This is a genomic window from Pseudoalteromonas sp. 5Ae-yellow (genome assembly GCF_014077565.1).
GTDB lineage: Bacteria > Pseudomonadota > Gammaproteobacteria > Enterobacterales > Alteromonadaceae > Pseudoalteromonas.
Window position 1 is genome coordinate 1 of sequence record NZ_JACGWD010000003.1, and the last position, 21,068, is coordinate 21,068.

Here is a 21,068-nt window from a genome sequence, read left to right on the forward strand (position 1 = left end):
TCCATGTCCCGTCTGTTAACATTAATCTTGGCATGTAGGTTCGGTGTAAAGTTTTCTGGCGAATTCAATTATACCTTATCTTCATGCTGTTTGTTTTTCATACCACAAAGATCAACACGCCCTAATTTTTACGGTATATTTCATGCTCAATATCGTAAATATTTACACTTAGGCTGTCTGATGCTCTGCAATATGTTTTTAAGCACGAAAGTAGCAGTTCGCTTAGCATTTGCTTTTGTTCAATTGAGCGCCCAGCTAATATATGTACCGCAATATGTATAAACCCTGATTTTCCTGCGCCTAGTTGATATTGCTGATAAGCAATAGCGCGCGTTTTTATGGTTTCTAACTCAAATAAATCGCTTTCAAAGGCGGTATTGTGAATTTTTTCTACGAGAACTTGTGGTAATACAGGGAGGTCTTCTGAGTGTTCAATAATAATGTGCGGCATTTAGGCGTTTCCTATTATGAGTTACTGCATGAGCGAGAGTTAATTGTATCAAATACAACAGGGTTCGCTAAACCCTGAGCTATCTAAAATCTTTACTTTAAACTAATTTAGTCGTATTTATTTTTGATGTTAGTATAAAAACATACAGGTGAACCTTCGCTTAGTAACGTAGGTGCTAAGTTACTTATATATTAATTAAGGATAAGTATGAAATTACCACAAAAATTTAAACGTTTAGTTTTACTTGCAGGTGCTGTTGTTACATTAAGTGCTTGCTCTGATGATGTTGCGTCGGTAAGTCTTGGGTTATTTACAACTAAAGATGTTGTAGTTAATTCGCAGCAAGATCCAATCCTCGAAGGCGTTACTTGTCATATTAGTCATATAGAGGCTAATTTGGACTTTTCTGACCCGTCAGATATGTCTATAGCGTGTCGTCAAACAGGACCTATTACAGCGCAGCAACTACAAAAAATAGACCGCAGTAAATCAGGTGAGGTGATATTTAAATCATCTAAAAGTATATTATTTAAATCACTAAAAGTGCGCCGTATTTACGATGCTGAAAACCGTACCTTATTGTATTTATCGTATTCAACTAAAGAATCCAGTGGTAGCCACCACCATGCACTATCAACAGTGCCGCTATACAATACTCAAGCGTGGGATTGGGCGCTTACACAAAAAAACTAAACTAGCACCTAAACTAAAATCTAAAAGAGCACCTTATGTTAGCTTTATTCAAATCGGCACCTTTGTTGGAAGATCAAGAGCAGCAATGGCTTATTGATACATTTATTTGGGCTGTAGAAAATTTTGATGCTGAGTTTTTTACAAAGCACACTCAAATAATACTGCCAACGGCCACTTTTTTCCCCGATTCGGTATCGAGCATTGAGGAAATGGCGAGTAATGTATTTACCCGCGTTACTAATTACGCGGGTATGAATGCATGGCCTATTCAACTAGTTGCACCGCAGCAGTTACAACCGCAAGTTTTTCCGCACTTTGAATTTAGTGATGAAATACGTGGCGAAGGCAGTCATTTAATTGTGCCGCCAAGCCATAAGGTCAGTATCTCTTTTAATCCTAATCAGATTAATCAGCCACAAGATTTAGTGGCAAGTTATGCGGGTACATTGGCCACCATACTTATTCATCACGTTGGGGTGCTACCGCCAGGTGGTAGGGAGTATTTACCACAAGCTGCAGATGCCCTTGCTTGTTTTTTAGGGTTTGGTGTGATGATGAGCAACACGGTGTATCAGTTTAAAGGCGGTTGTGGCTCTTGTTATAATCCATACGCTAACCGTGAAGCTAAGTTAAGTGAAACACATACGGTATTTATGCATGCTCTGATTAGTTACTTTAAAAACGATAAAGTGTCTAAAAAACACTTAAAGCCGCATTTACGTGGTCAGTTTAAAAAAGCGCAAAAAGAAATTAAAGCATTGGTAAATAACTCGGCTAACCCGCTGTTATTAGCTTATTCGCCAAACTAGCAAGGATCTGCGTGGAATACTTAGATGAATTTTTACTGATTGTTATTGCTCATTTTTTTGCAGTAGCAAGCCCAGGGCCTGACTTTGCCGTAGTACTTAAGCAAAGTGTGCAACAAGGAAGGGGCAATGCACTCTGGACAAGTGCCGGTGTTGGCGCTGCTATTTTATTACACGTTGCCTATTGTGTTTTAGGTGTTGCGCTTATTTTAACGCAGTCACCTAGCTTATTTATGGCGCTTAAATATGTGGCTGGTGCCTATTTAGCTTATTTAGGTGTGCAGGCGCTTAGAGCGGCAAAACCACCAACAAGTAATCAAGACAATGTAGAAATAAAAACGGTAGTCGAAGAACCTCTTTGGCTTGCTTTTAGGCGAGGCTTTTTCACAAATGCATTAAACCCAAAAGCCACGTTATTTTTTATGTCGTTATTTACACTCGTGATTAGTCCAACAACACCTACTAGTATACAGGTAGGCTACGGCGTATACATGGCATTGGCTACGTGGGCGTGGTTTTCAATGCTTTCAATGATACTTTCTAGAAATAATGTAAGGGGTTTTTTCCAACAACGCGGTTATTGGTTTGACCGTGGAATTGGCGTTATTTTAATTGCCCTTGCAGTACGTGTTGTTATTTAACTTATTTAAAAAGTGTAGGAGATAAAATGCCGTTATATAATTTTTCGTTTGGCTCTAATATGTCATCTAATCGTTTGCTAGCGCGCTTACCGAATGTAAAGCGTGTAGGAACAGCGGTACTTAAAGGTTATGAGCTAACTTTTGATATGCTATTTAAAGATGGCTCAGGCAAGTGCAGTATTTGCCCAAGTGATAAAGAAGACGCGCTGGTTTACGGCGTTATTTATGAGCTTAATGAAGATGAAAAAGTTATTTTAGATAGTATTGAGGGCGTAGGTTACGACTGCGTAGATATAGCCCCAACGCTTTTAACGGGTGAGACTGTAACTGCACATTGTTATATAGCTAATACCCACGACAGCGACGTACTACCATACGATTGGTACATAAAACACGTTCATCGCGGATCACTTGAAGCGGGCGTACCAAAAGAATACAGTGATGCGATATTAAATCGCGCACAAAAAAGCGATACCAATCAAGAACGCGCAGCAATTGAATTTGCAGTTCATCAAAAAATAATAAAATAGGATTGATATGAAATTAACCAAACTTGCCGCAATTGCACTATTAGCGGGCACTACGTTTAGTAGCTGGGCACAAGTTGATACCAACAAAATTGACGATGTTATTAAAGCCTCAATGGCACGTTTTGACGTACCCGGTATGGCAGTCGCCATTGTTGAAAACGATAAAGTGATATTTGCTAAAGGCTTTGGTGTAACTAATCTCGATACCAACAAAAAAGTAAACAAAGACACTTTATTTGGTATTGCTTCAAACACCAAAGCATTCACTACTGCGGCACTGGCAAAGTTGGTTGATGAAGGTAAATTAAGCTGGGATGACCGCGTCATTGATCATTTACCAGAATTTAGATTATACGACTCATACGTAACACGCGAAATGCGTATTCGTGATTTATTAAGCCACCGCAGTGGGCTGGGACTTGGGCAAGGCGATTTAATGATTTGGCCAAGTACCGACAAGTCAGTTGATGAAATTTTAGCGGGATTACAGTATTTAAAACCAGCGAGCAGTTTTCGTAGTAAGTATGCTTATAACAACTTAATGTTTGTTACCGCTGGCGAAGTAGTTGCGCGTGTATCGGGTATGAGTTGGAATGATTATATCGAAAAAAACATATTGCAGCCGCTACACATGGACAACTCGCGCGCGGGATTTTCGCGTATTCCAGAAAGTAATAAAAACTGGGCAACCGGTCATATTCCTATGGATGGCACGCTTCATCCATTTTTTGTGAACTACCTAGAAGATTTTAGAGGTGCAGGTGCAATTGCTTCAAGTGTAAGCGACATGAGCCAGTGGCTTCGTACACAATTAGCAGGCGGTAAAATGCCAAACGGCAAGCAGCTATTTAGCGAAAAGCAACAAGCGCAAATGTGGCACCCACATATTACGTCTATGGCGTCTAAAAGCGCGTTTGAATCGTATCATCAGCAGTTTAGAGGTTATGGGTTAGGTTGGAGCATTGAAGACTATCACGGCTTTAAAAAGCTAGGTCACGGTGGTGGTATTTTAGGGATGGTATCGCAAGTTACTTTATTGCCTGAGAAAAAGCTTGGTATTGTTATTTTATCTAATCAACAAGCTTTTGGTGCGCTTTCGGCGGTAACCCATGAAGTACTTGAAGATGCGCTTGAGCTTGAAGATAAAGACTGGGTAGAAGATTTAGCTAAAAGTCATTTTGAAGGTAAACAACACGCGTACGCTAATGCAAAACCAGAAGCTCCGGCTGACTACCAACCGCAATTACCAAACATTAATTACACCGGTACATTACATGATGATTGGTATGGCGATGTGATTATTGAGCAGCTTGATAGTAAATTGCATATTGATTTTACGCATACCAAGCGCTTAAAAGGCACACTTGAGCATTACACTGGTAATACATTTATAGTTAAGTGGGATGAAAAACTGCTTGAAGCGGATGCGTTTATTCGTTTTGAAATGAGCTCACAAAACCGTGTAAATAGCGCTAAAATGCGTGCAGTATCAACAGCGGTTACCGACTTTAGCTTTGATTTTAGAAACCTGCATTTAAAGGCAAAGTAGCTAATAGCTTTGATATTTAAAATGTTGATATAAACCAAAGTCGCAAAGCCACCCGTCGGTGGCTTTGTTATATTAAGTTTTTACACCTTGTAAGGGACTTTTTATGCGTACCGCTGTTATTTCTCATCCTCATTGCCGTAAGCATAAAATGATAGACGACCATCCTGAGTGTCCTGAGCGCTTAGATGCAATTACCGACAGATTATTAGCCAGCGGTGTAGATGTTGGCTTAACCCACCTTCAAGCCCCTAAAGCCGAGCGTGAGCATTATTTACTTGCTCACGATGAATCTTTAGTTAAACACGTAGAAGCCACAATACCAACCGAAGGGCTTGCTAATTTAGATGGCGATACTTGGCTATGCCCAGATTCGTTTAAAGCGATTGAGCGTGCAGTAGGTGCGGGGGTTTTAGCTGTTGATGAAATACTTGCTGATAAACTCGATGCCGCTTTTTGTTCTGTGCGCCCGCCAGGGCATCATGCTAATAAAGATTCGTCATCCGGATTTTGTGTATTTAATAACTTAGCCATTGCTGTTAAGTACGCCCAAAGCAAAGGAGTTAAACGTATTGCGATTGCTGACTTTGATGTACACCACGGTAATGGCACACAAGACATTTTTATTGATGACGAAAACGTACTGCTTTGTTCGTTATTTCAGTATCCGTTTTATCCTAATACAGCGGTTAAAAATAATAGTCATATTGTTAATTCACCTCTGCCAATTGCTAGCAATGGCGACGACCTAAAAGAGGTGTTTACTGGGCAATGGTTACCAAAATTAAAAGCGTTTAAGCCTGAATTACTTTTTATAAGCGCAGGGTTTGATGCTCACCTAGAAGATGATATGGCAAGCTTAAAGTTTGTTGAGGATGACTACATTTGGCTTACCGAGCAACTATGTGGTGTTGCTAAAGAGGGCGGTTGCAAAGGGGTTATTTCGTATTTAGAGGGTGGCTATGCGCTATCAGCTTTAGGTCGCAGTGCTGTAGCGCATATAAAAGTACTTACTGAACTTTAAATAAAAAGAGAGTTTATAACCCTAGTAAATCAAACGCCTGCGCTGCACTTAGGGTTTTGATTTTACCAAGGCAGCATTGCCCTTCATTTAATAAGTAAGCTGTAACAAGCTGTGCTAGCTGCTCGCCATTCAATTTAGGGCAAGCAGTGCCTTGTAAATTAAGGAAGTCACCTTGCTTATTAAGTACTCGCACATCGCTTAGCTCACTTTGCGTAACGCTGTGTAAGCATTCTTGTTGCTCTTGTTGGTTATGGGCTATCTCAAGCTCATTATAAATAACCAATAACTGTGGGTAGCTGTTTAACATAGCTCGTTAGCCTACGGTTACTTCATAAGACGTAAATTTACGAATATTAATAACGCCTTTTTCAAAAATTAAGTATTGGCCTTTAATACCTTGTAAAATACCACTTACTACAGGGTCTTTGTCAAAGTTAAATGAGCTGATTTTTGTAGGATACTCGGTTACTGGGAAGTCTAAATCAACCACATCTTCATCAAGTTGTTCTATTGCTGTTGCACCAAATAATTCACTTAGCTCATTTAGCTTCTCACTAATTTGTGGGATCAGTTCGGCTGCAGCTGCTTTTAAGTCAATTGCTTCGTTTTGACCTTTTAACATATTGCGCCAATTAGTTTTGTCGGCAATAAATTCAGCCAATGCAACTTCCACTAAACCTGATTGCAGGCGAGTTTGCACTTTAAAAATAGGCAATGCTTGAGTCGCGCCTTGATCAACCCAACGAGTCGGTATTTGTGTGTGGCGGGTAATACCTACTTTTAACCCAGAGGTGTTAGCGAGATATACATAGTGTGGAGTCATACAATTTGCTTCGCCCCACTGTGGCTCTCTGCATGTGCCTTTATCATAATGGCAGGTTTCTGGTTTCATAATACACATATCGCAACTAGCAAGCTTGCGCATACATACAAAGCAGTGACCTTGAGAATAGCTTTTTTTGGTTTTTTTACCGCAGTTAGAACATAAAATAGTGCCACTAAAGGTAAGCGTAAGCTCCTTACCTATGAATGCATTTAAGTCTACTAAGTGCTCACCGACAGGTAAGTGATATTGTACTGGTTCGGTTAAGCTCGATTTTAGTTTACGCAGTGTGCCTTGCATCTTTACTTGGCCCCTAAAGATGTTAAAAAGAGGAGTCTAACATTTTTAAGCTATATTGGCTTTTTAAGAAGTGTAAATAGTCGGTGTAAGGCAGTGCTTTTGCATATAAATAACCTTGGGCGTAGTCAGCGTTCATATCTTTGAGTAAGTGATGAATTTCTTGGGTTTCTACCCCCTCAATTGTTATTGATAAATTGAGGTTATGCGCCATATCAATGGCTGTTTGTACAATAACTTGGTGAGTTGGGTTATTAGGTAAATCAAAAACAAATGACTTATCTATTTTAAGTTCACTAAAGTGATAATTAACTAAGTAGCTAAGTGACGCGTAGCCGGTTCCAAAGTCATCCAGTACCACTTTAATGCCTAATGCTGTTAACTCATCAACTAGCTTTATAAGCGCATCTTGGCTATCTACGAATGCGGATTCGGTAAGTTCAAATTTAAGTAACTGTGCCGGCACTTGGTATTTAATTAAAATGTTTTCTACTTTTTCGGCTAAGTTATTTATAGTTAGATTTTTAGCACTTAAATTTACGCTAATTGTGTGCTCGTTATAACCATTTTTTATAAGCTTGACTATGTCTTTACAGGCTTGCTCTATTACCCACAGTGTTAGCTCGTTAATAATACCTGTGTGCTCAGCAAGTATTATTAATTCTTCAATTGATAAGTTGCTGTAAGTTGGATCGGGCCAACGTAATAAAGCTTCTGCGCCACTTACTTGGTTACTGAATAAATTAATTTGAGGTTGATAGTAAAGCGCTAGTTGATTGGTTTGGATGGCTTTTTGCAACTTAGCAGCTAAAGCAACATCCATCATCAGGTTATTTGTGTTTGACGATGACCCAACTTGATTAGCGCTACTTTTTGCTTTTTTAAGCGCTAAATAACCACGTTTTAACCAATATTCAAAATCGTTACTTTTACCTGCACTACTAATACCTATGCTGTAGCTAAGCTGCAGGTTTAGTCCTTTAATTTCATATTGTTTTGGCAGGCTACTAATTATTTTTGTTAATAATGTTTCTAGCATTTCTTGGTTTTGTGTTTTAGTAGAAATACAGGCAAATACGCCACTACTCAAATCGGCTAAGCGTGGGCTGGTGTTTAAATCTGTTTCGAGGTTTGTAAATTCGCGTTCATGGCTTAGTTCTAATTCAAGCTCTTTGGCTACATGCTTTATGAGTGTGTAGCCCTGAGAAGAGGTAATAATAGTATTGAGCGAATTAAAGTGACGTATTTTTATTAGGCATAAAGTTGTTGAGCGGTTTTGACTTTGTAGTGCCATAAATGCTTGTTTTAGCTTAGAGCTATTAAGTAACCTTGTTTGTTGTGTGTGCGTGGCATGGTAAAGCGCACGCTCTCGCTGATACCTTACTCGGTCTGCTAATGCCATTGCCATTAAAATAACTTCACACAAAATAGCAACTAAAAAGGCATGGCGAGTTGTAAAGGTATACGGTAAAACTCCAGTAAGTTCCATAGGTTGAATTACCGCACCAATTATTAGTGGTATCCATGAAAAAACATAAAACTTAGCCCACCTAAAACCACTACGTAACTTGTTATATATTAAAATAATACAGGTAATATAAAGTAGTGCCATCACACCAAAAAATATAGGAGCCGCTATGTTCTCGGGAATAAATAAGCTACATACAGCAAGAATAAACATAAGCCAAAGTAGGGCGATGCTCATTTTGTAACGCCAGCATTTATCCTTATGGTAGCGCAAAAACATGATGCAAAAAGAAAGGGTGAAAAAAGCGACACCATAATTACTAAATACGACTTGTTCGTTTATAAGGAGCTGCCAGTGATTAGGCCATATATAAAAACCAAAACCTAATACAGCCCCCATTAGCGTAATAGCACTGACGATGTAGCCAATATAAATTAAATAAACACGGTCTTTTATGCCAAAATAAAGCACCAAGTTATAAAGCGCAGCCATCAATAGCACGCCTACAAAAATACCCCAGATCCCAGTTTGAGAGCGCACTAAGTCAATAAACTCTTTATCACGATATAAGTTTACAGGTGTTTTACTTATGCCGATTGTGTCTATTTTCATTACTAGGCGCTGTGACGACTTTCTTTCTACTAAAAAACGAATATGCGGTACGCTGTATTCAAACAAAGAGAGGGCTTCTTCTTTATCGCCGAGTTTGTATGTTTCAATTAGTTTGTTATTTTTGTCGAGGCGATAAACCGTAAGGTGATCGACCATAGGGTTATCAAAATGTGCCACAACATTTTGCTTGTTAAGGCTTTTATTTTCTAAATCAAGAAACAACCAATAGTTTTGCTGGCTAAAACTCCATGGAACATCTGAAAATGGTTGATGAGTAAGTAATTCAAGTTGGTTAATGATGGTATCGAATGTTTTAGTTTTAGTTTCGTCAATGTAGTAGGCGTAATCGAGGTACATTGGAGCCGTTTTATCAATTGTATATCGTGTAGGCACGACAAGGTTTGATGCCAATGTACTGATTATAAAAAATATAAAGATCAGTATGGCAACAGCAATTGCATGATAACGTAAAGTTCTTAGTTCCAACGTTTGTGTACTTTCAAAAAACCTTTTAATTAGTGTAGCACTAAAAAAGCGCAGGGAAACTGCGCTTTTTTAGTTAAATTAATTGGTTATACCAATGAATAGGTATTACAAGCTATTGCTCGCGTGCAATAGCACGGTAAGCAATATCAGTACGATATTCCATACCATCCCAGCTAATTTGTTTAACAAGCTCATAGGCGCGCTGCTGCGCTTGCGTAACGGTATTACCAAGTGCTGTTGCGCATAATACGCGACCGCCTGCGGTTACAACGTCATTGCCACTTTGCTTAGTACCCGCATGAAACACTTTTTCACCCGCAGGATAATCAACTTTTAGCCCCGAAATTGCATCACCTTTAGGGTAATCACCAGGGTAACCTTTAGCTGCAAGTACAACACCAACGGCTGCGCGTGGGTCAAACTTAATCGTTGTTTTATCAAGTTCTACACGGTTAGCAGCTTCAATCAATTCAACTAGGTCTGATTGTAAACGTAGCATCATTGGTTGAGTCTCAGGATCGCCAAAGCGACAATTGTACTCAATAACTTTAGGGGTACCTGTTTCGTCAATCATCAAACCTGCGTATAAAAAGCCGGTGTACGGATGGCCTTCGCTTGCCATGCCTTCTACCGTAGGGTAGATCACTTCGTTCATAATACGCTGGTGGATTTCATCAGTAACAACTGGCGCAGGTGAGTATGCACCCATACCACCCGTATTAGGACCGGCATCGCCATTGTAAGCGCGTTTATGGTCCTGACTTGTAGCAAATGGTAATACGTTTTTGCCATCAACCATTACAATGAAAGACGCTTCTTCACCGTCTAAAAACTCTTCGATAACAACACGACTTCCCGCATCGCCAAAAGCATTACCCGCAAGCATATCGCGAATAGCATCTTCGGCATCGGCTTCCGTCATTGCTACAATTACGCCTTTACCTGCAGCTAAACCATCTGCTTTTACAACAATTGGCGCGCCTTTTTCTTTTAAATAAGCAAGGGCAGGGTCAATCTGTTCAAACGTTTGATAATCGCCTGATGGAATATTGTGGCGTGCTAAAAAATCTTTAGTAAACGATTTAGAGCCTTCAAGCTGGGCTGCGCCTGCCGTTGGGCCAAAAATAGCCATGTTATGTTCACGAAACTTATCAACAACACCCAGTACTAACGGTATTTCTGGACCTACAATAGTAAGCTCTACCTTATTTTGCTGTGCAAAACTTAGTAAACCCTCTAAGTCGTCAACGTTTATTGCTACGTTTTCAAGTTTTGGTTCAAGTGCAGTACCTGCATTACCAGGGGCTACAAATACAGTATTTACTTTGGTGTTTTGAGCGGCTTTAAACGCAAGTGCGTGTTCGCGGCCGCCGCTGCCAATGACTAAAACATTCATGGCGAAAATTCCTATTTAAAGCGGTTTCTTAAATTTCAGCGTCATGCGGTCGCTTTCACCAATGGCTTTGTATTTGTCAGCATCTTGTTCGCCGAGTCTTAAGCTTGGTGGTAGCGTCCATACACCTTTAGGGTGATCGGCTGTATCTTTTGGATTTGCATTTATTTCACTGCTTGCCACTAATTCAAACCCAGCTTGTTTAGCAAGGTCTACTACGTAGCTCTGCTTCATATAACCTGATGTTTTTTGATCTTCGTCAGCACGTTCTTCAGCTAAACGGTGTTCAACTAAACCTAATGTACCACCTGGTTTAAGGGCTTTGTAAAAAGCTTGGAATGCACTTAATGCACCGCTTTTATCTTTACCCATGTACCAGTTATGCACATTACGGAATGTTAAAACCATATCGGCACTGCCAGCTGGCGCAATATCTAAATGTGTTACAGGTGCAAACTCAGTAATTTTAACGCTACTAAAGCGCTTATCTTCAGCTACTTTTTGTTCAAAGCCTGCAAGAGAGCGCTGGTAGTAGCCAACTGATGAATCAGCAGGAAAATGCGCGGCATAATAAGTGCCTTGCTCTTTTAGTGCTGGCGCTAAAATTTCACTATACCAACCACCGCCTGGCGCAATTTCAACAACTGTCATAGTTGGTTTAAAGCCAAAAAATGCTAGTGTTTGAGCCGGGTGACGATATTCGTCACGAACGCTGTTTTTAGCGCTACGTTCGCTTGATTGAAGTGCATGCTCTAGGCTCGATTCGTGGTTATGGCTAAGCGCCATAGTCGATGTCATCGTTAGTGTGGCTACAAGTAGCGATTTTAGCGCAAATTTCATTGTTTGTTCCTTCACATTATAATTTTAAATAGGTTATTGAATAATCAGAATACGTGAATTTATAGCAAACAAAAAGGGTTAAACCAACGTTTAACCCTTTGTGTGATTAGTGGCGGAAATGGCGCATACCAGTAAGCACCATTGCCATGCCAGCTTCATCAGCAGCTGCAATCACTTCTTCATCACGCATTGAGCCACCAGGCTGAATTACCGCAGTAATGCCAGCGGCTGCTGCAGCGTCAATTCCATCACGGAATGGGAAGAACGCATCAGACGCCATAACTGAACCTTTAACTTCAAGGTTTTCATCTGCTGCTTTTATGCCTGCAATTTTAGCTGAGTATACGCGGCTCATTTGGCCTGCGCCTACACCAATGGTCATACCGTCACGGGCATAAACAATCGCGTTTGATTTAACAAACTTAGCTACTTTCCAGCAAAATAGTAAATCTTTAAGTTCTTGCTCTGTAGGTTGACGTTTAGAAACAACTTTTAAGTCGCCTTGCGTTACCATGCCTAAATCGCGGTCTTGAACTAAAATACCGCCATTAACGCGTTTAATATCTTGGCCAGCGGCTTTACCTGTCCACTGTCCACACTCTAATAGGCGCACGTTCTTTTTAGCTTCAACAATTTTTGCAGCGTCGCTCGAAATACTAGGTGCAATAATTACTTCAACAAACTGACGGTCAACAATTGCTTGTGCAGTTGCTGCATCTAGCTCTCGGTTAAAGGCAATAATGCCACCAAATGCTGATGTAGGGTCTGTTTTAAAAGCGCGCTCGTATGCTTGTAGAATATTGTCCCCAATTGAAACACCACACGGATTAGCATGTTTTACAATTACGCACGCAGGTACGTCAAATTCTTTAACACATTCAAGTGCTGCATCGGTATCTGCAATGTTGTTAAACGAAAGGGCCTTACCTTGCAATTGAGTTGCTGTTGCAACTGATGCTTCAGCAATGTCATTTTCAACATAAAAAGCAGCATCTTGATGTGAGTTTTCACCGTAACGCATATCTTGCTTTTTAGTGAACTGCATATTGATAGTACGTGGGAATTTAGTCTCTACAGCAGCTTCCTCGGTGTAATCAGGCACCATTTTACCGAAGTAGTTAGCAATCATGCCATCGTATTGTGCAGTGTGCTCGTAGGCGGCAATCGCTAAATCAAAACGTGTTTTGTACGTTGTTGAACCATTGTTGTTTTGCATTTCGCTAATAACACGGTCGTAGTCGCTCGCGTTTACCACGATTGTTACGTCTTTGTGGTTTTTAGCGGCAGCACGAACCATTGTAGGGCCGCCAATATCAATATTTTCAATGGCATCTTCAAGGCTGCAGTTTTCTTGAGCGACTGTATTCGCAAAGGGGTATAAGTTAACTACAACTATGTCGATAGCAGAAATGTTGTTATCTGCCATTACGCTTTCATCTTGTCCGCGACGGGCTAATATGCCGCCGTGAATTTTTGGGTGAAGTGTTTTTACACGACCATCCATGATTTCAGGGTGGCCTGTGTGATCTGATACTTCAGTCACTTTTATGCCATTATCAGCAAGTAGTTTACATGTGCCGCCAGTTGATAATATATCAACGCCTTGCGCTTCAAGTGCACGGGCAAATTCAACAATACCGGTTTTATCAGACACACTTAATAGTGCGCGACGAATGGGACGATGAGTATCCATTGTAGTTTGATTTCCTCAGTTAATGAGCTAGCTTAGAAGCGGGCATTTTAACTGATTACAACTCAAAAAACGACTTATAAAGCGCTAATGAGGGTGAGCATTTTGCAACTCGGCTATTAAATTACGGGCATAAAAAAAGCACCCTAGGGTGCTTTTTTAATAATTAGCTGTGGTAAATCACAGCCAGCATATTAGTTCATGCCGTATTTTTTAAGCTTTTTACGTAAAGTACCACGGTTGATACCTAGTAAAATTGCTGCACGAGTTTGGTTACCACGTGTATATGTCATCACTTCTTCAAGTAATGGCGCTTCTAGCTCTGAAAGAACAAGGTCGTAAACGTCTTGCACATCTTGACCGTTAAGCTGCTTTAAATAGTGGTGAACAGCTTTTTTTACTGCATCACGCAATGGCTGCGGTTTCTCGTGTGACTGAACATGAGGGTTAGTGATAAATGGAGAAGTCACGTTTTGTTCGAACATTATTAAGTCTCTTTCTTTCTTAGTTAGCTGCTAGTGTTTTAAAGTATTGCTCTAATGCGACGACCTGTGCCTGTGGGTTGTCGAGCGCATTAAATACTCGCCTAAACTGACCATCACTGTCATGGGTTTGCAAATACCAAGATACATGTTTGCGAGCAATTCGCGCTCCCATTGGCTCACCGTAAAACAGATGGAGGTTTGTTAAATGCTCCATTAAAATACTGCGCACCTCTGCAATAGCAGGCGGCTGTAAATGTTCCCCAGTTCGCAAATAGTGGTCTATCTCCCTAAATATCCAAGGGCGACCTTGGGCGGCTCGGCCAATCATAATGGCATCTGCACCCGTATAGTCTAAAACCTGTTTTGCTTTTTCTGGTGATGTAATATCACCATTGGCAACAACAGGAATCGACACTGAACGTTTTATATCCCTAATCGTGGCGTACTCAGCATCACCTTTGTACATACATGCGCGCGTACGCCCATGTACAGCAAGTGATGCAATGCCATAACGTTCAGCTATTCTCGCAATCTCTACACCATTACGGTTATCCGGATCCCATCCTGTACGGATTTTAAGTGTCACAGGTATATCAACAGCATTAACGACTGCATCAATAATCTCTTCCACAAGTTCAGGAAACTGTAATAAGGCAGAGCCTGCGAGTTTCTTGTTCACTTTTTTTGCTGGGCACCCCATATTGATATCTATGATCTGTGCACCGTTAGCAACATTGAATTGTGCGGCCTGCGCCATAAGCTCAGGATCTGCTCCTGCAATTTGCACCGCGCGTATACCCGATTCACCGCTGTGATCCATACGGTTCATCGACTTTTCCGTTTTCCAAACCTTAGGATTAGACGATAGCATTTCAGAAACAGCTAGCCCTGCGCCTAAACGACGGCAAAGTTGTCTAAATGGTCTGTCTGTAATGCCAGCCATTGGCGCGACAATTACATTATTCTCAAGTTGGTATTTACCGATACGCACTATATTCAATAGGCCTCTTTTCAAGGGGCGCTAAGTTTACGGTTTTTTTCACAAAAATCAAAGGCTATAAATTGAACAAAAGTAACTTTTTTTTGCCCTTTTCGTATTGACATTTGATAACCACATGACAAGTAGGTTGATTTGTTTGAAAATCATACAAGTTTTATTTTTTACACAATAATCAGAAAACTTTTAATATGTAAAAAAATAGTAAAGCCTGTTAAATACAGGCTTTACATGCAGGTTTTGAGCTAATGCTCTAAATTTGATTGTGCAGTTTATTACGCTTTTTTAGTGCCACTAACTCGAGTCCAATCACCTTCAACGGCAATGTCATCTAGTTCAATAAACGGTGCATAAATGTCAGCAACTGATTGCGCTTGCTCTTCTAAAATGCCCGACATGGCAATTTTACCACCTGGCTTTAATAAGCCTAAAATTACACTGTGTAGTTCGCGAAGTGGCTGGGCTAAAATATTGGCAACGACTATATCGGCAGTAAATTCAGGTTGGTTTTCTGGAAGATATACTTCAAGTTTGTCAGCAACGCCATTGCGGTTAGCATTATCTAAGCTTGCCTCTAGCGCTTGAGGATCGATATCAATCCCAATCATGCGCTCAGCGCCTAGTTTTATAGCTGCAATACCTAAAATGCCTGAGCCACAACCAAAATCAACAACCGTTTTACCTGTTAGGTCTTGGCTTTCTAACCACTTAAGGCACAAGGCCGTTGTTGCATGTGTGCCCGTACCAAAAGCAAGGCCAGGGTCAAGCAATACATTTACAGCATCAGGGTCAGGAATATCGCGCCAGCTTGGGCAAATCCATAGTTTTTCGCCAAATTGAATAGGGTGGAAGTTATCCATCCATTCACGTTCCCAGTCTTTATCTTCAAGTTGCTCGATTTTGTATACTAAATTGTCTTTTAGCTCATCATGGCGCTTCAATAACGCAACGACTGCGTTCATATCATGATTAGCTTCGAACAGGCCAATAACTGTGGTATCAGCCCAGAACACAACGGTGCCAATTTTAGGCTCGTAGATAGGGGTGTCTTTTGCGTCAATAAAGGTTACTGAAGCGCTACCCGCTTCCATTAATAGATCGCTTACGGCATCAGCTGTTGCAGCATTGGCATTAATACGAATTTGGATCCAAGCCATGGTTATTTCCTTCAAATAGAAAAAAGGCCGCTATAGCGGCCTTTTTAGTTTATATAGTAGCGCTAAAATTATTTAGCGTCTAAAAAGCTTTTCAGTAAATCTGAGCGAGAAGGGTGGCGTAATTTACGCAGCGCTTTCGCTTCTATTTGACGAATACGTTCACGTGTTACGTCAAACTGTTTACCTACTTCTTCTAAGGTGTGGTCGGTATTCATATCAATACCAAAACGCATACGTAGTACTTTAGCTTCTCGGGCTGTTAGGCCTGCAAGTACATCGTTAGTTGCACCACGAAGAGACTCCATTGTTGCCGAATCAATTGGCGAATCAATAGTTGTATCTTCGATAAAGTCACCTAAGTGAGAATCTTCATCATCACCGATTGGTGTTTCCATTGAAATTGGCTCTTTAGCAATCTTAAGTACCTTACGGATTTTATCCTCAGGCATCATCATGCGTTCTGCTAATTCTTCTGGATTTGGCTCACGACCCATTTCTTGTAACATTTGACGAGAAATACGGTTAAGTTTATTAATCGTTTCAATCATATGTACTGGAATACGGATTGTTCTTGCTTGGTCAGCAATAGAGCGAGTGATTGCTTGACGTATCCACCACGTAGCATAAGTAGAGAACTTATAACCACGGCGATATTCAAATTTATCAACCGCTTTCATCAGACCAATGTTACCTTCTTGAATTAAATCCAAGAATTGTAAGCCACGGTTTGTGTATTTTTTAGCAATTGAGATTACAAGACGTAAGTTAGCTTCAACCATTTCTTTTTTCGCACGGCGTGCTTTCGCTTCACCAATGCTCATTCGACGGTTAATGTCTTTAATACGCTCAATGCTTAAACCTGTTGTTTGTTCAATAACAGATAATTTATTAATGCTACGAATGATTTCTGGCTTAACTTCTTCAAGTTTAGCTGAATACTTTTCGTTACCTGAAATTTCTAAATCTACCCATGAAGCGTCAGTTTCGTTGTTAGCAAAATGCTTAACGAATGTTTTCTTCGGTAATTTAGCAATTTGTACAGCTTGTTTCATGATTAGACGTTCTTGAACGCGAACACGATCCATCATTTCACGCATGTTATTTACCATGCGGTCAAACTGTTTAGGTATTAATTTAAAGGTTCTGAAAAGCTCACCAATTTCAAAAATGGCGGCTTGTGATTCAGGATGCGAACGACCTTTAGCTTCAAACGTATCACGTGCTTTATTGTATAAATCACGTAAATTTTCAAAATGAATGCGCGCTTCTTCAGGATCAGGCCCTGTGTCTACTTCTTCTTCATCTTCGTCATCGCTATCAGCATCATCTTTGTCATCTTTATCGTCATCAAGTTGCTTAGCACTTAATTCTGAACCGATATTAGTTGCTGAAATTGGCGCTGTATCTTCATTAGGATCAATAAATCCAACGATGATATCGCTTAAACGCATTTCTTCAGCTTCAAACTTATCCCACTGCTCTAGCAGGTAAGTGATTGCTTCAGGGTACTCTGCAACAGAAATCTGTACTTGATTAATGCCTTCTTCAATACGTTTAGCGATTACAATTTCGCCTTCACGTGTAAGAAGTTCAACAGTACCCATTTCGCGCATGTACATGCGAACTGGATCCGTTGTACGGCCGATTTCTTTTTCTACAGTCGCAAGGGCTGCAGCGGCAGCTTCAGCTGCGTCTTCGTCTGTCGTTGTTTCTTGCATCATTAATTCATCAGCATCAGGCGCGTTTTCGCTAACCTTGATACCCATATCATTAATCATGCTTATGATATCTTCTACTTGATCTGAGTCTATAATGTCTTGTGGAAGGTGATCATTTACTTCTGCAAAAGTTAAGTAGCCTTGCTCTTTACCTTTCTGAATCAGAAGTTTTAATTGTGACTGAGGAGTTGGATCCATAGAGATTGTTTCTTCCACTCTGATAAGTTGATACAACAGGCGCCATCATGTAGTTTGCATTAAAGCTAACTAGAATAATGTGACGCAGTGAATAGCACAGTATAACAGTTTAAATCAATTTTGACTAGGGTCTGTTGGTCTTTCAGGATTAAAGTTTGTTCTATCCAAGGGGGGTTTAATCGCGGCGCGAGGTTTGTAACCTAGTGGGCTAAGTAAAAACCGAGCAACAAAGAATAAACCTCCCTTGGGTCGAACCCAAAGGGCAGCGCGTGTTTGGCATTTATGCTGCGTTATCGCCTATTTATGTGGAATAACCACACTACATAGGCTCTGTCTTGCCTAAATACCAAACACACTGCTGTAAACTTAACCTCGAAAGATAAACAGACCCTAGCTGTTAGTCGCTTTTAACGCTGTCATTAACAAATGACACTCAAGCCTTTCATCGCTACTAAGGCCTTGTGTCTTGTCCTTTATTAATAGGGTCTCGAGTCGATAATTTAAACACTGATCTTCAATAAACTTGAAAGTATTTTTAAAAACCGTCTCTAAACGTTCTTCATTTATTTCATGTTGCCACGTTGCAAGCTTGATTAATGGCTCGTAATCTTCAGTTCCTCGAAAAAACTCGAGCAGTTGCGCAGTGGTCACATTTTCTTTTTCTAAAGCTTGTTCTTGTAATCGTAATAACAGCCCTATGCCAGCAATGTTCATTTGTGCAAGCTCAGGTAAATACGGCACACTTTTAGCTAAATTAGGGTGCTGGATCAATATACCGATAGCTTGGCGCATAGGTGTTATTTTAAATTTACGTTCAATAGAGTGTTGTTGTTTAGGCGTTTTTAAACGGCTATTCAACTGCTCACGCGTTCTGCCAATTAAGCGTCCTAATTGTTCAAGAATGTTTTCTTGATAAAACTCACTTGGAATTTTTTCAATTAGTGGAAGTGCTGCACTAAGAAGTTTAGCTTTTCCTGAATCGAGTGTTAAATCAACCTCTTGGCTTAATTTATTAAACAATACTTTGGTAAAGTCATCTGCTTGGCTTAGGCGCAATTCGAATTGCTCCTTACCTTCTTTTTGTACAAGCGAGTCAGGGTCTTCGCCATCTGGTAAAAATGCAAATTGTAGTGCTTTACCATCGTTTAAATAAGGGAGTGCATTTTCAAGTGCCCGCCAAGCAGCGTCACGGCCAGCCCTGTCGCCATCGTAACAACAGATTACTTTATCAGTAGTTCTAAATAAAGTGTGCATGTGCTCGCTTGTTGTTGCTGTCCCCAGTGATGCAACTGCATATTCAATCCCTTGTTCAGCTAAGGCAACAACATCCATATAACCTTCAACAATCATTACATGATCAAGTTTTTTATGGGCTTGCTTTGCTTCGTAAAGCCCATAAAGCTCAAAGCCTTTATGGAAAATTCGGGTTTCTGGCGAGTTTAGATATTTTGGCCCTTGGTCGGCTTGCATTACACGCCCACCAAATGCAATAACGCGTCCGCGTTTATCGCGAATAGGGAACATTAGGCGATCGCGGAAAAAATCAAATTGTCTGCCTGGTGTTTTTTCTGAAGCTAGCTTTAATTCAACCAACTGCTCTTTTTGTTCTTTATTACGCCCAAGCTGAAGGCATAATCCATCCCACTCGCTGGGAGCGTAGCCAATCATAAACTTTTTAACTGTTTCACCACTTAAACCACGGCCTTTTACATATTCAATAACGGCAGCAGAATTACTGTGGTGTTTTAATTGGTGTTGATAAAAGCGCGCAGTATGAAGCATTAAATCGTAATCAGAGCGCTTCTGTGCAGCAGTACGTTCTGGTGCTGAGTTTGTGCCTTGTTCTCGAGGTACTTCTAAGTTAAGCATGCTTGCTATTTCTTCAATAGCATCTACAAACTCAAGCTTTTCATACTCCATTACAAACGAAATTGCATTACCATTAGCGCCACAACCAAAGCAATGATAAAACTGTTTGTCTTGCGATACGGTAAATGAGGGCGATTTTTCGTTATGAAATGGGCAGCAAGCTTGATAATCCTTACCTGCTTTTTTTAGACCTACTTTTGAGTCTATCAGGTCGACAATATCGGTTCTGGCAAGTAAATCGTCTATAAAGTTACGTGGGATCTTTCCAGCCATTAGTAAAATACAGTCCTGAAATAATAAGAAGAATAACGAATATGAAATTTACTTTTTTATACTTGCTTGATGCAAAATATAGCGTGCTTTAATTTACCAAAATGATAGCAAAATAAATAGGGAAGCTATAAAAAATTTCATTTTAAAGTAACCTAATAGGTGTACTTTTTATTAAAGTTAAAAACAAAGAAACCGAGCGCAAGGCTCGGTTCACTTCAATCATACTTTAATGTATGTGGGAGTATTAGGCAGTTAATCGTTGCTTAATTAAACCAGAGATTATGCCCATATCGGCACGACCTTCGGCTTTGCTTTTGATTATACCCATTACTTTACCCATGTCTTGCATACCTGCTGCGTTAGTATCAGCAATAGCCGCATCAATGAGAGCAATGATTTCTTCTTCACTCAATTTTTGAGGTAAGAAAGCTTCAAGTGCTACTATTTCATTGGCTTCAATATCAGCTAAATCATCACGCCCAGCATCTTTGTACTGAGTGTAAGAGTCACGACGTTGTTTAACAAGCTTCACTATAACGGAGGTAATACCTGCGTCGTCTAGTTCTATGCGCTCGTCAATTTCACGTTGCTTGATTGCAGCAAGTACCATACGAATAGGGTTAAGACGTTGTTTGTCTTTAGCTCTCATCGCATCTTTTTGCGCATCTTTTAGCGTTATTAAAAGGCTCATTTATACAAGACCTAATATATTAGTATAATTTAACGCGACGTGCGTTATCACGAGAAAGTTTTTTCATGTGACGTTTTACTGCAGCAGCTTTTTTACGCTTACGCTCAGCTGTTGGTTTTTCATAGTGCTCGCGACGACGAACTTCTGAAAGGATTCCTGCTTTTTCACATGAACGCTTGAAGCGACGAAGTGCTACGTCAAACGGTTCGTTCTCTCTTACTTTAATTACTGGCATTAAAAATTCACCTACCTAAATTATGAGCGTTGCTCAAGTTGATCAAACATTGATCAAGTGGTTCAAAAATGGTGCGGTATTGTAATCCGAAGCAACACCACATGTAAAGGACAATATTAACAGAAACGCATCATGTAAAACAGTA

20 protein-coding genes are annotated in these 21,068 nt (G+C 40.2%); 6 read left to right on the forward strand and 14 right to left on the reverse strand.

Going from position 1 to position 21,068, the window contains the following annotated elements:
- Positions 1-121: 121 nt before the first annotated feature.
- Positions 122-451 carry a 5-carboxymethyl-2-hydroxymuconate Delta-isomerase gene (locus H4J63_RS01145; RefSeq protein WP_024590599.1) on the reverse strand — a complete coding sequence of 110 codons (330 nt, stop codon included), beginning with the start codon at positions 449-451 and terminating at the stop codon, positions 122-124.
- Positions 452-658: 207 nt separating this feature from the next.
- On the opposite strand from H4J63_RS01145, the gene H4J63_RS01150 reads away from it, so the two are divergent.
- From H4J63_RS01150 to H4J63_RS01175, 6 genes are all read left to right on the forward strand, one after another.
- Entirely contained in the window at positions 659-1,144 is a 486-nt protein-coding gene (locus tag H4J63_RS01150) for a CreA family protein (protein WP_076925008.1), read from the forward strand.
- Between the two features lie 35 nt (positions 1,145-1,179).
- Positions 1,180-1,953 carry a hypothetical protein gene (locus H4J63_RS01155; RefSeq protein ID WP_007586497.1) on the forward strand — a complete coding sequence of 258 codons (774 nt, stop codon included), beginning with the start codon at positions 1,180-1,182 and terminating at the stop codon, positions 1,951-1,953.
- Positions 1,954-1,964: 11 nt separating this feature from the next.
- Positions 1,965-2,591 carry a LysE family translocator gene (locus H4J63_RS01160; protein WP_182193896.1) on the forward strand — a complete coding sequence of 209 codons (627 nt, stop codon included), beginning with the start codon at positions 1,965-1,967 and terminating at the stop codon, positions 2,589-2,591.
- A gap of 26 nt (positions 2,592-2,617) precedes the next feature.
- On the forward strand, positions 2,618-3,121 hold the full coding sequence (locus tag H4J63_RS01165; RefSeq protein ID WP_121953767.1) for a gamma-glutamylcyclotransferase family protein: 504 nt from the start codon (positions 2,618-2,620) through the stop codon (positions 3,119-3,121).
- 7 nt (positions 3,122-3,128) lie between these two features.
- Entirely contained in the window at positions 3,129-4,670 is a 1,542-nt protein-coding gene (locus tag H4J63_RS01170; protein WP_121953768.1) for a serine hydrolase, read from the forward strand.
- A gap of 103 nt (positions 4,671-4,773) precedes the next feature.
- Entirely contained in the window at positions 4,774-5,691 is a 918-nt protein-coding gene (locus tag H4J63_RS01175; protein ID WP_024600162.1) for a histone deacetylase family protein, read from the forward strand.
- Between the two features lie 13 nt (positions 5,692-5,704).
- Here the strand turns inward: H4J63_RS01175 and H4J63_RS01180 are convergent, their stop codons facing one another.
- From H4J63_RS01180 to rpsU, 13 genes are all read right to left on the reverse strand, one after another.
- Positions 5,705-5,998 (reverse strand): hypothetical protein, encoded by a 294-nt coding sequence (locus H4J63_RS01180; protein ID WP_024600161.1) that lies wholly within the window; start codon positions 5,996-5,998, stop codon positions 5,705-5,707.
- A 6-nt stretch (positions 5,999-6,004) separates the two neighbouring features.
- Complete coding sequence (locus H4J63_RS01185; RefSeq protein WP_182193898.1) at positions 6,005-6,814, reverse strand: DUF2797 domain-containing protein; 810 nt, start codon at positions 6,812-6,814, stop codon at positions 6,005-6,007.
- Between the two features lie 22 nt (positions 6,815-6,836).
- Entirely contained in the window at positions 6,837-9,377 is a 2,541-nt protein-coding gene (locus H4J63_RS01190) for an EAL domain-containing protein (protein ID WP_182193900.1), read from the reverse strand.
- Positions 9,378-9,489: 112 nt separating this feature from the next.
- Entirely contained in the window at positions 9,490-10,773 is a 1,284-nt protein-coding gene (gene purD, locus H4J63_RS01195) for a phosphoribosylamine--glycine ligase (protein ID WP_182193902.1), read from the reverse strand.
- Between the two features lie 15 nt (positions 10,774-10,788).
- Positions 10,789-11,610: a class I SAM-dependent methyltransferase gene (locus H4J63_RS01200; RefSeq protein WP_024600158.1), complete on the reverse strand. Its 822-nt coding sequence runs from the start codon at positions 11,608-11,610 to the stop codon at positions 10,789-10,791.
- Positions 11,611-11,716: 106 nt separating this feature from the next.
- A complete protein-coding gene (gene purH, locus H4J63_RS01205) occupies positions 11,717-13,303 on the reverse strand; it encodes a bifunctional phosphoribosylaminoimidazolecarboxamide formyltransferase/IMP cyclohydrolase (protein ID WP_182193904.1) in 1,587 nt (528 codons plus the stop codon).
- A gap of 191 nt (positions 13,304-13,494) precedes the next feature.
- Positions 13,495-13,785 carry a DNA-binding transcriptional regulator Fis gene (fis, locus tag H4J63_RS01210; RefSeq protein ID WP_002957804.1) on the reverse strand — a complete coding sequence of 97 codons (291 nt, stop codon included), beginning with the start codon at positions 13,783-13,785 and terminating at the stop codon, positions 13,495-13,497.
- A 19-nt stretch (positions 13,786-13,804) separates the two neighbouring features.
- Positions 13,805-14,776 carry a tRNA dihydrouridine synthase DusB gene (gene dusB / locus H4J63_RS01215; protein WP_010553368.1) on the reverse strand — a complete coding sequence of 324 codons (972 nt, stop codon included), beginning with the start codon at positions 14,774-14,776 and terminating at the stop codon, positions 13,805-13,807.
- A gap of 281 nt (positions 14,777-15,057) precedes the next feature.
- Positions 15,058-15,939 carry a 50S ribosomal protein L11 methyltransferase gene (prmA, locus tag H4J63_RS01220; RefSeq protein ID WP_182193906.1) on the reverse strand — a complete coding sequence of 294 codons (882 nt, stop codon included), beginning with the start codon at positions 15,937-15,939 and terminating at the stop codon, positions 15,058-15,060.
- A gap of 68 nt (positions 15,940-16,007) precedes the next feature.
- Positions 16,008-17,855, reverse strand: a complete 1,848-nt coding sequence (gene rpoD, locus H4J63_RS01225) for an RNA polymerase sigma factor RpoD (protein WP_007586533.1) — start codon at positions 17,853-17,855, stop codon at positions 16,008-16,010.
- 390 nt (positions 17,856-18,245) lie between these two features.
- Positions 18,246-19,997, reverse strand: coding sequence for a DNA primase (gene dnaG, locus H4J63_RS01230; RefSeq protein ID WP_182193908.1), 1,752 nt, complete (start codon positions 19,995-19,997; stop codon positions 18,246-18,248).
- Between the two features lie 244 nt (positions 19,998-20,241).
- The gene (locus tag H4J63_RS01235; protein WP_182193910.1) at positions 20,242-20,688 is read right to left on the reverse strand and encodes a GatB/YqeY domain-containing protein; all 447 of its coding nucleotides are present in this window, start codon (positions 20,686-20,688) and stop codon (positions 20,242-20,244) included.
- 19 nt (positions 20,689-20,707) lie between these two features.
- Entirely contained in the window at positions 20,708-20,923 is a 216-nt protein-coding gene (gene rpsU / locus H4J63_RS01240) for a 30S ribosomal protein S21 (RefSeq protein ID WP_002957797.1), read from the reverse strand.
- Positions 20,924-21,068 lie beyond the last annotated feature (145 nt).

What these genes read in the sequence shown, in the direction of transcription:
- H4J63_RS01145 (WP_024590599.1), bottom strand. Translation starts at nt 451, where the DNA reads ATGCCGCACATTATTATTGAACACTCAGAAGACCTCCCTGTATTACCA.
- H4J63_RS01150 (WP_076925008.1), top strand. Translation starts at nt 659, where the DNA reads ATGAAATTACCACAAAAATTTAAACGTTTAGTTTTACTTGCAGGTGCT.
- H4J63_RS01155 (WP_007586497.1), top strand. Translation starts at nt 1,180, where the DNA reads ATGTTAGCTTTATTCAAATCGGCACCTTTGTTGGAAGATCAAGAGCAG.
- H4J63_RS01165 (WP_121953767.1), top strand. Translation starts at nt 2,618, where the DNA reads ATGCCGTTATATAATTTTTCGTTTGGCTCTAATATGTCATCTAATCGT.
- H4J63_RS01170 (WP_121953768.1), top strand. Translation starts at nt 3,129, where the DNA reads ATGAAATTAACCAAACTTGCCGCAATTGCACTATTAGCGGGCACTACG.
- H4J63_RS01175 (WP_024600162.1), top strand. Translation starts at nt 4,774, where the DNA reads ATGCGTACCGCTGTTATTTCTCATCCTCATTGCCGTAAGCATAAAATG.
- H4J63_RS01180 (WP_024600161.1), bottom strand. Translation starts at nt 5,998, where the DNA reads ATGTTAAACAGCTACCCACAGTTATTGGTTATTTATAATGAGCTTGAG.
- H4J63_RS01185 (WP_182193898.1), bottom strand. Translation starts at nt 6,814, where the DNA reads ATGCAAGGCACACTGCGTAAACTAAAATCGAGCTTAACCGAACCAGTA.
- purD (WP_182193902.1), bottom strand. Translation starts at nt 10,773, where the DNA reads ATGAATGTTTTAGTCATTGGCAGCGGCGGCCGCGAACACGCACTTGCG.
- H4J63_RS01200 (WP_024600158.1), bottom strand. Translation starts at nt 11,610, where the DNA reads ATGAAATTTGCGCTAAAATCGCTACTTGTAGCCACACTAACGATGACA.
- purH (WP_182193904.1), bottom strand. Translation starts at nt 13,303, where the DNA reads ATGGATACTCATCGTCCCATTCGTCGCGCACTATTAAGTGTGTCTGAT.
- fis (WP_002957804.1), bottom strand. Translation starts at nt 13,785, where the DNA reads ATGTTCGAACAAAACGTGACTTCTCCATTTATCACTAACCCTCATGTT.
- prmA (WP_182193906.1), bottom strand. Translation starts at nt 15,939, where the DNA reads ATGGCTTGGATCCAAATTCGTATTAATGCCAATGCTGCAACAGCTGAT.
- rpoD (WP_007586533.1), bottom strand. Translation starts at nt 17,855, where the DNA reads ATGGATCCAACTCCTCAGTCACAATTAAAACTTCTGATTCAGAAAGGT.
- dnaG (WP_182193908.1), bottom strand. Translation starts at nt 19,997, where the DNA reads ATGGCTGGAAAGATCCCACGTAACTTTATAGACGATTTACTTGCCAGA.
- H4J63_RS01235 (WP_182193910.1), bottom strand. Translation starts at nt 20,688, where the DNA reads ATGAGCCTTTTAATAACGCTAAAAGATGCGCAAAAAGATGCGATGAGA.
- rpsU (WP_002957797.1), bottom strand. Translation starts at nt 20,923, where the DNA reads ATGCCAGTAATTAAAGTAAGAGAGAACGAACCGTTTGACGTAGCACTT.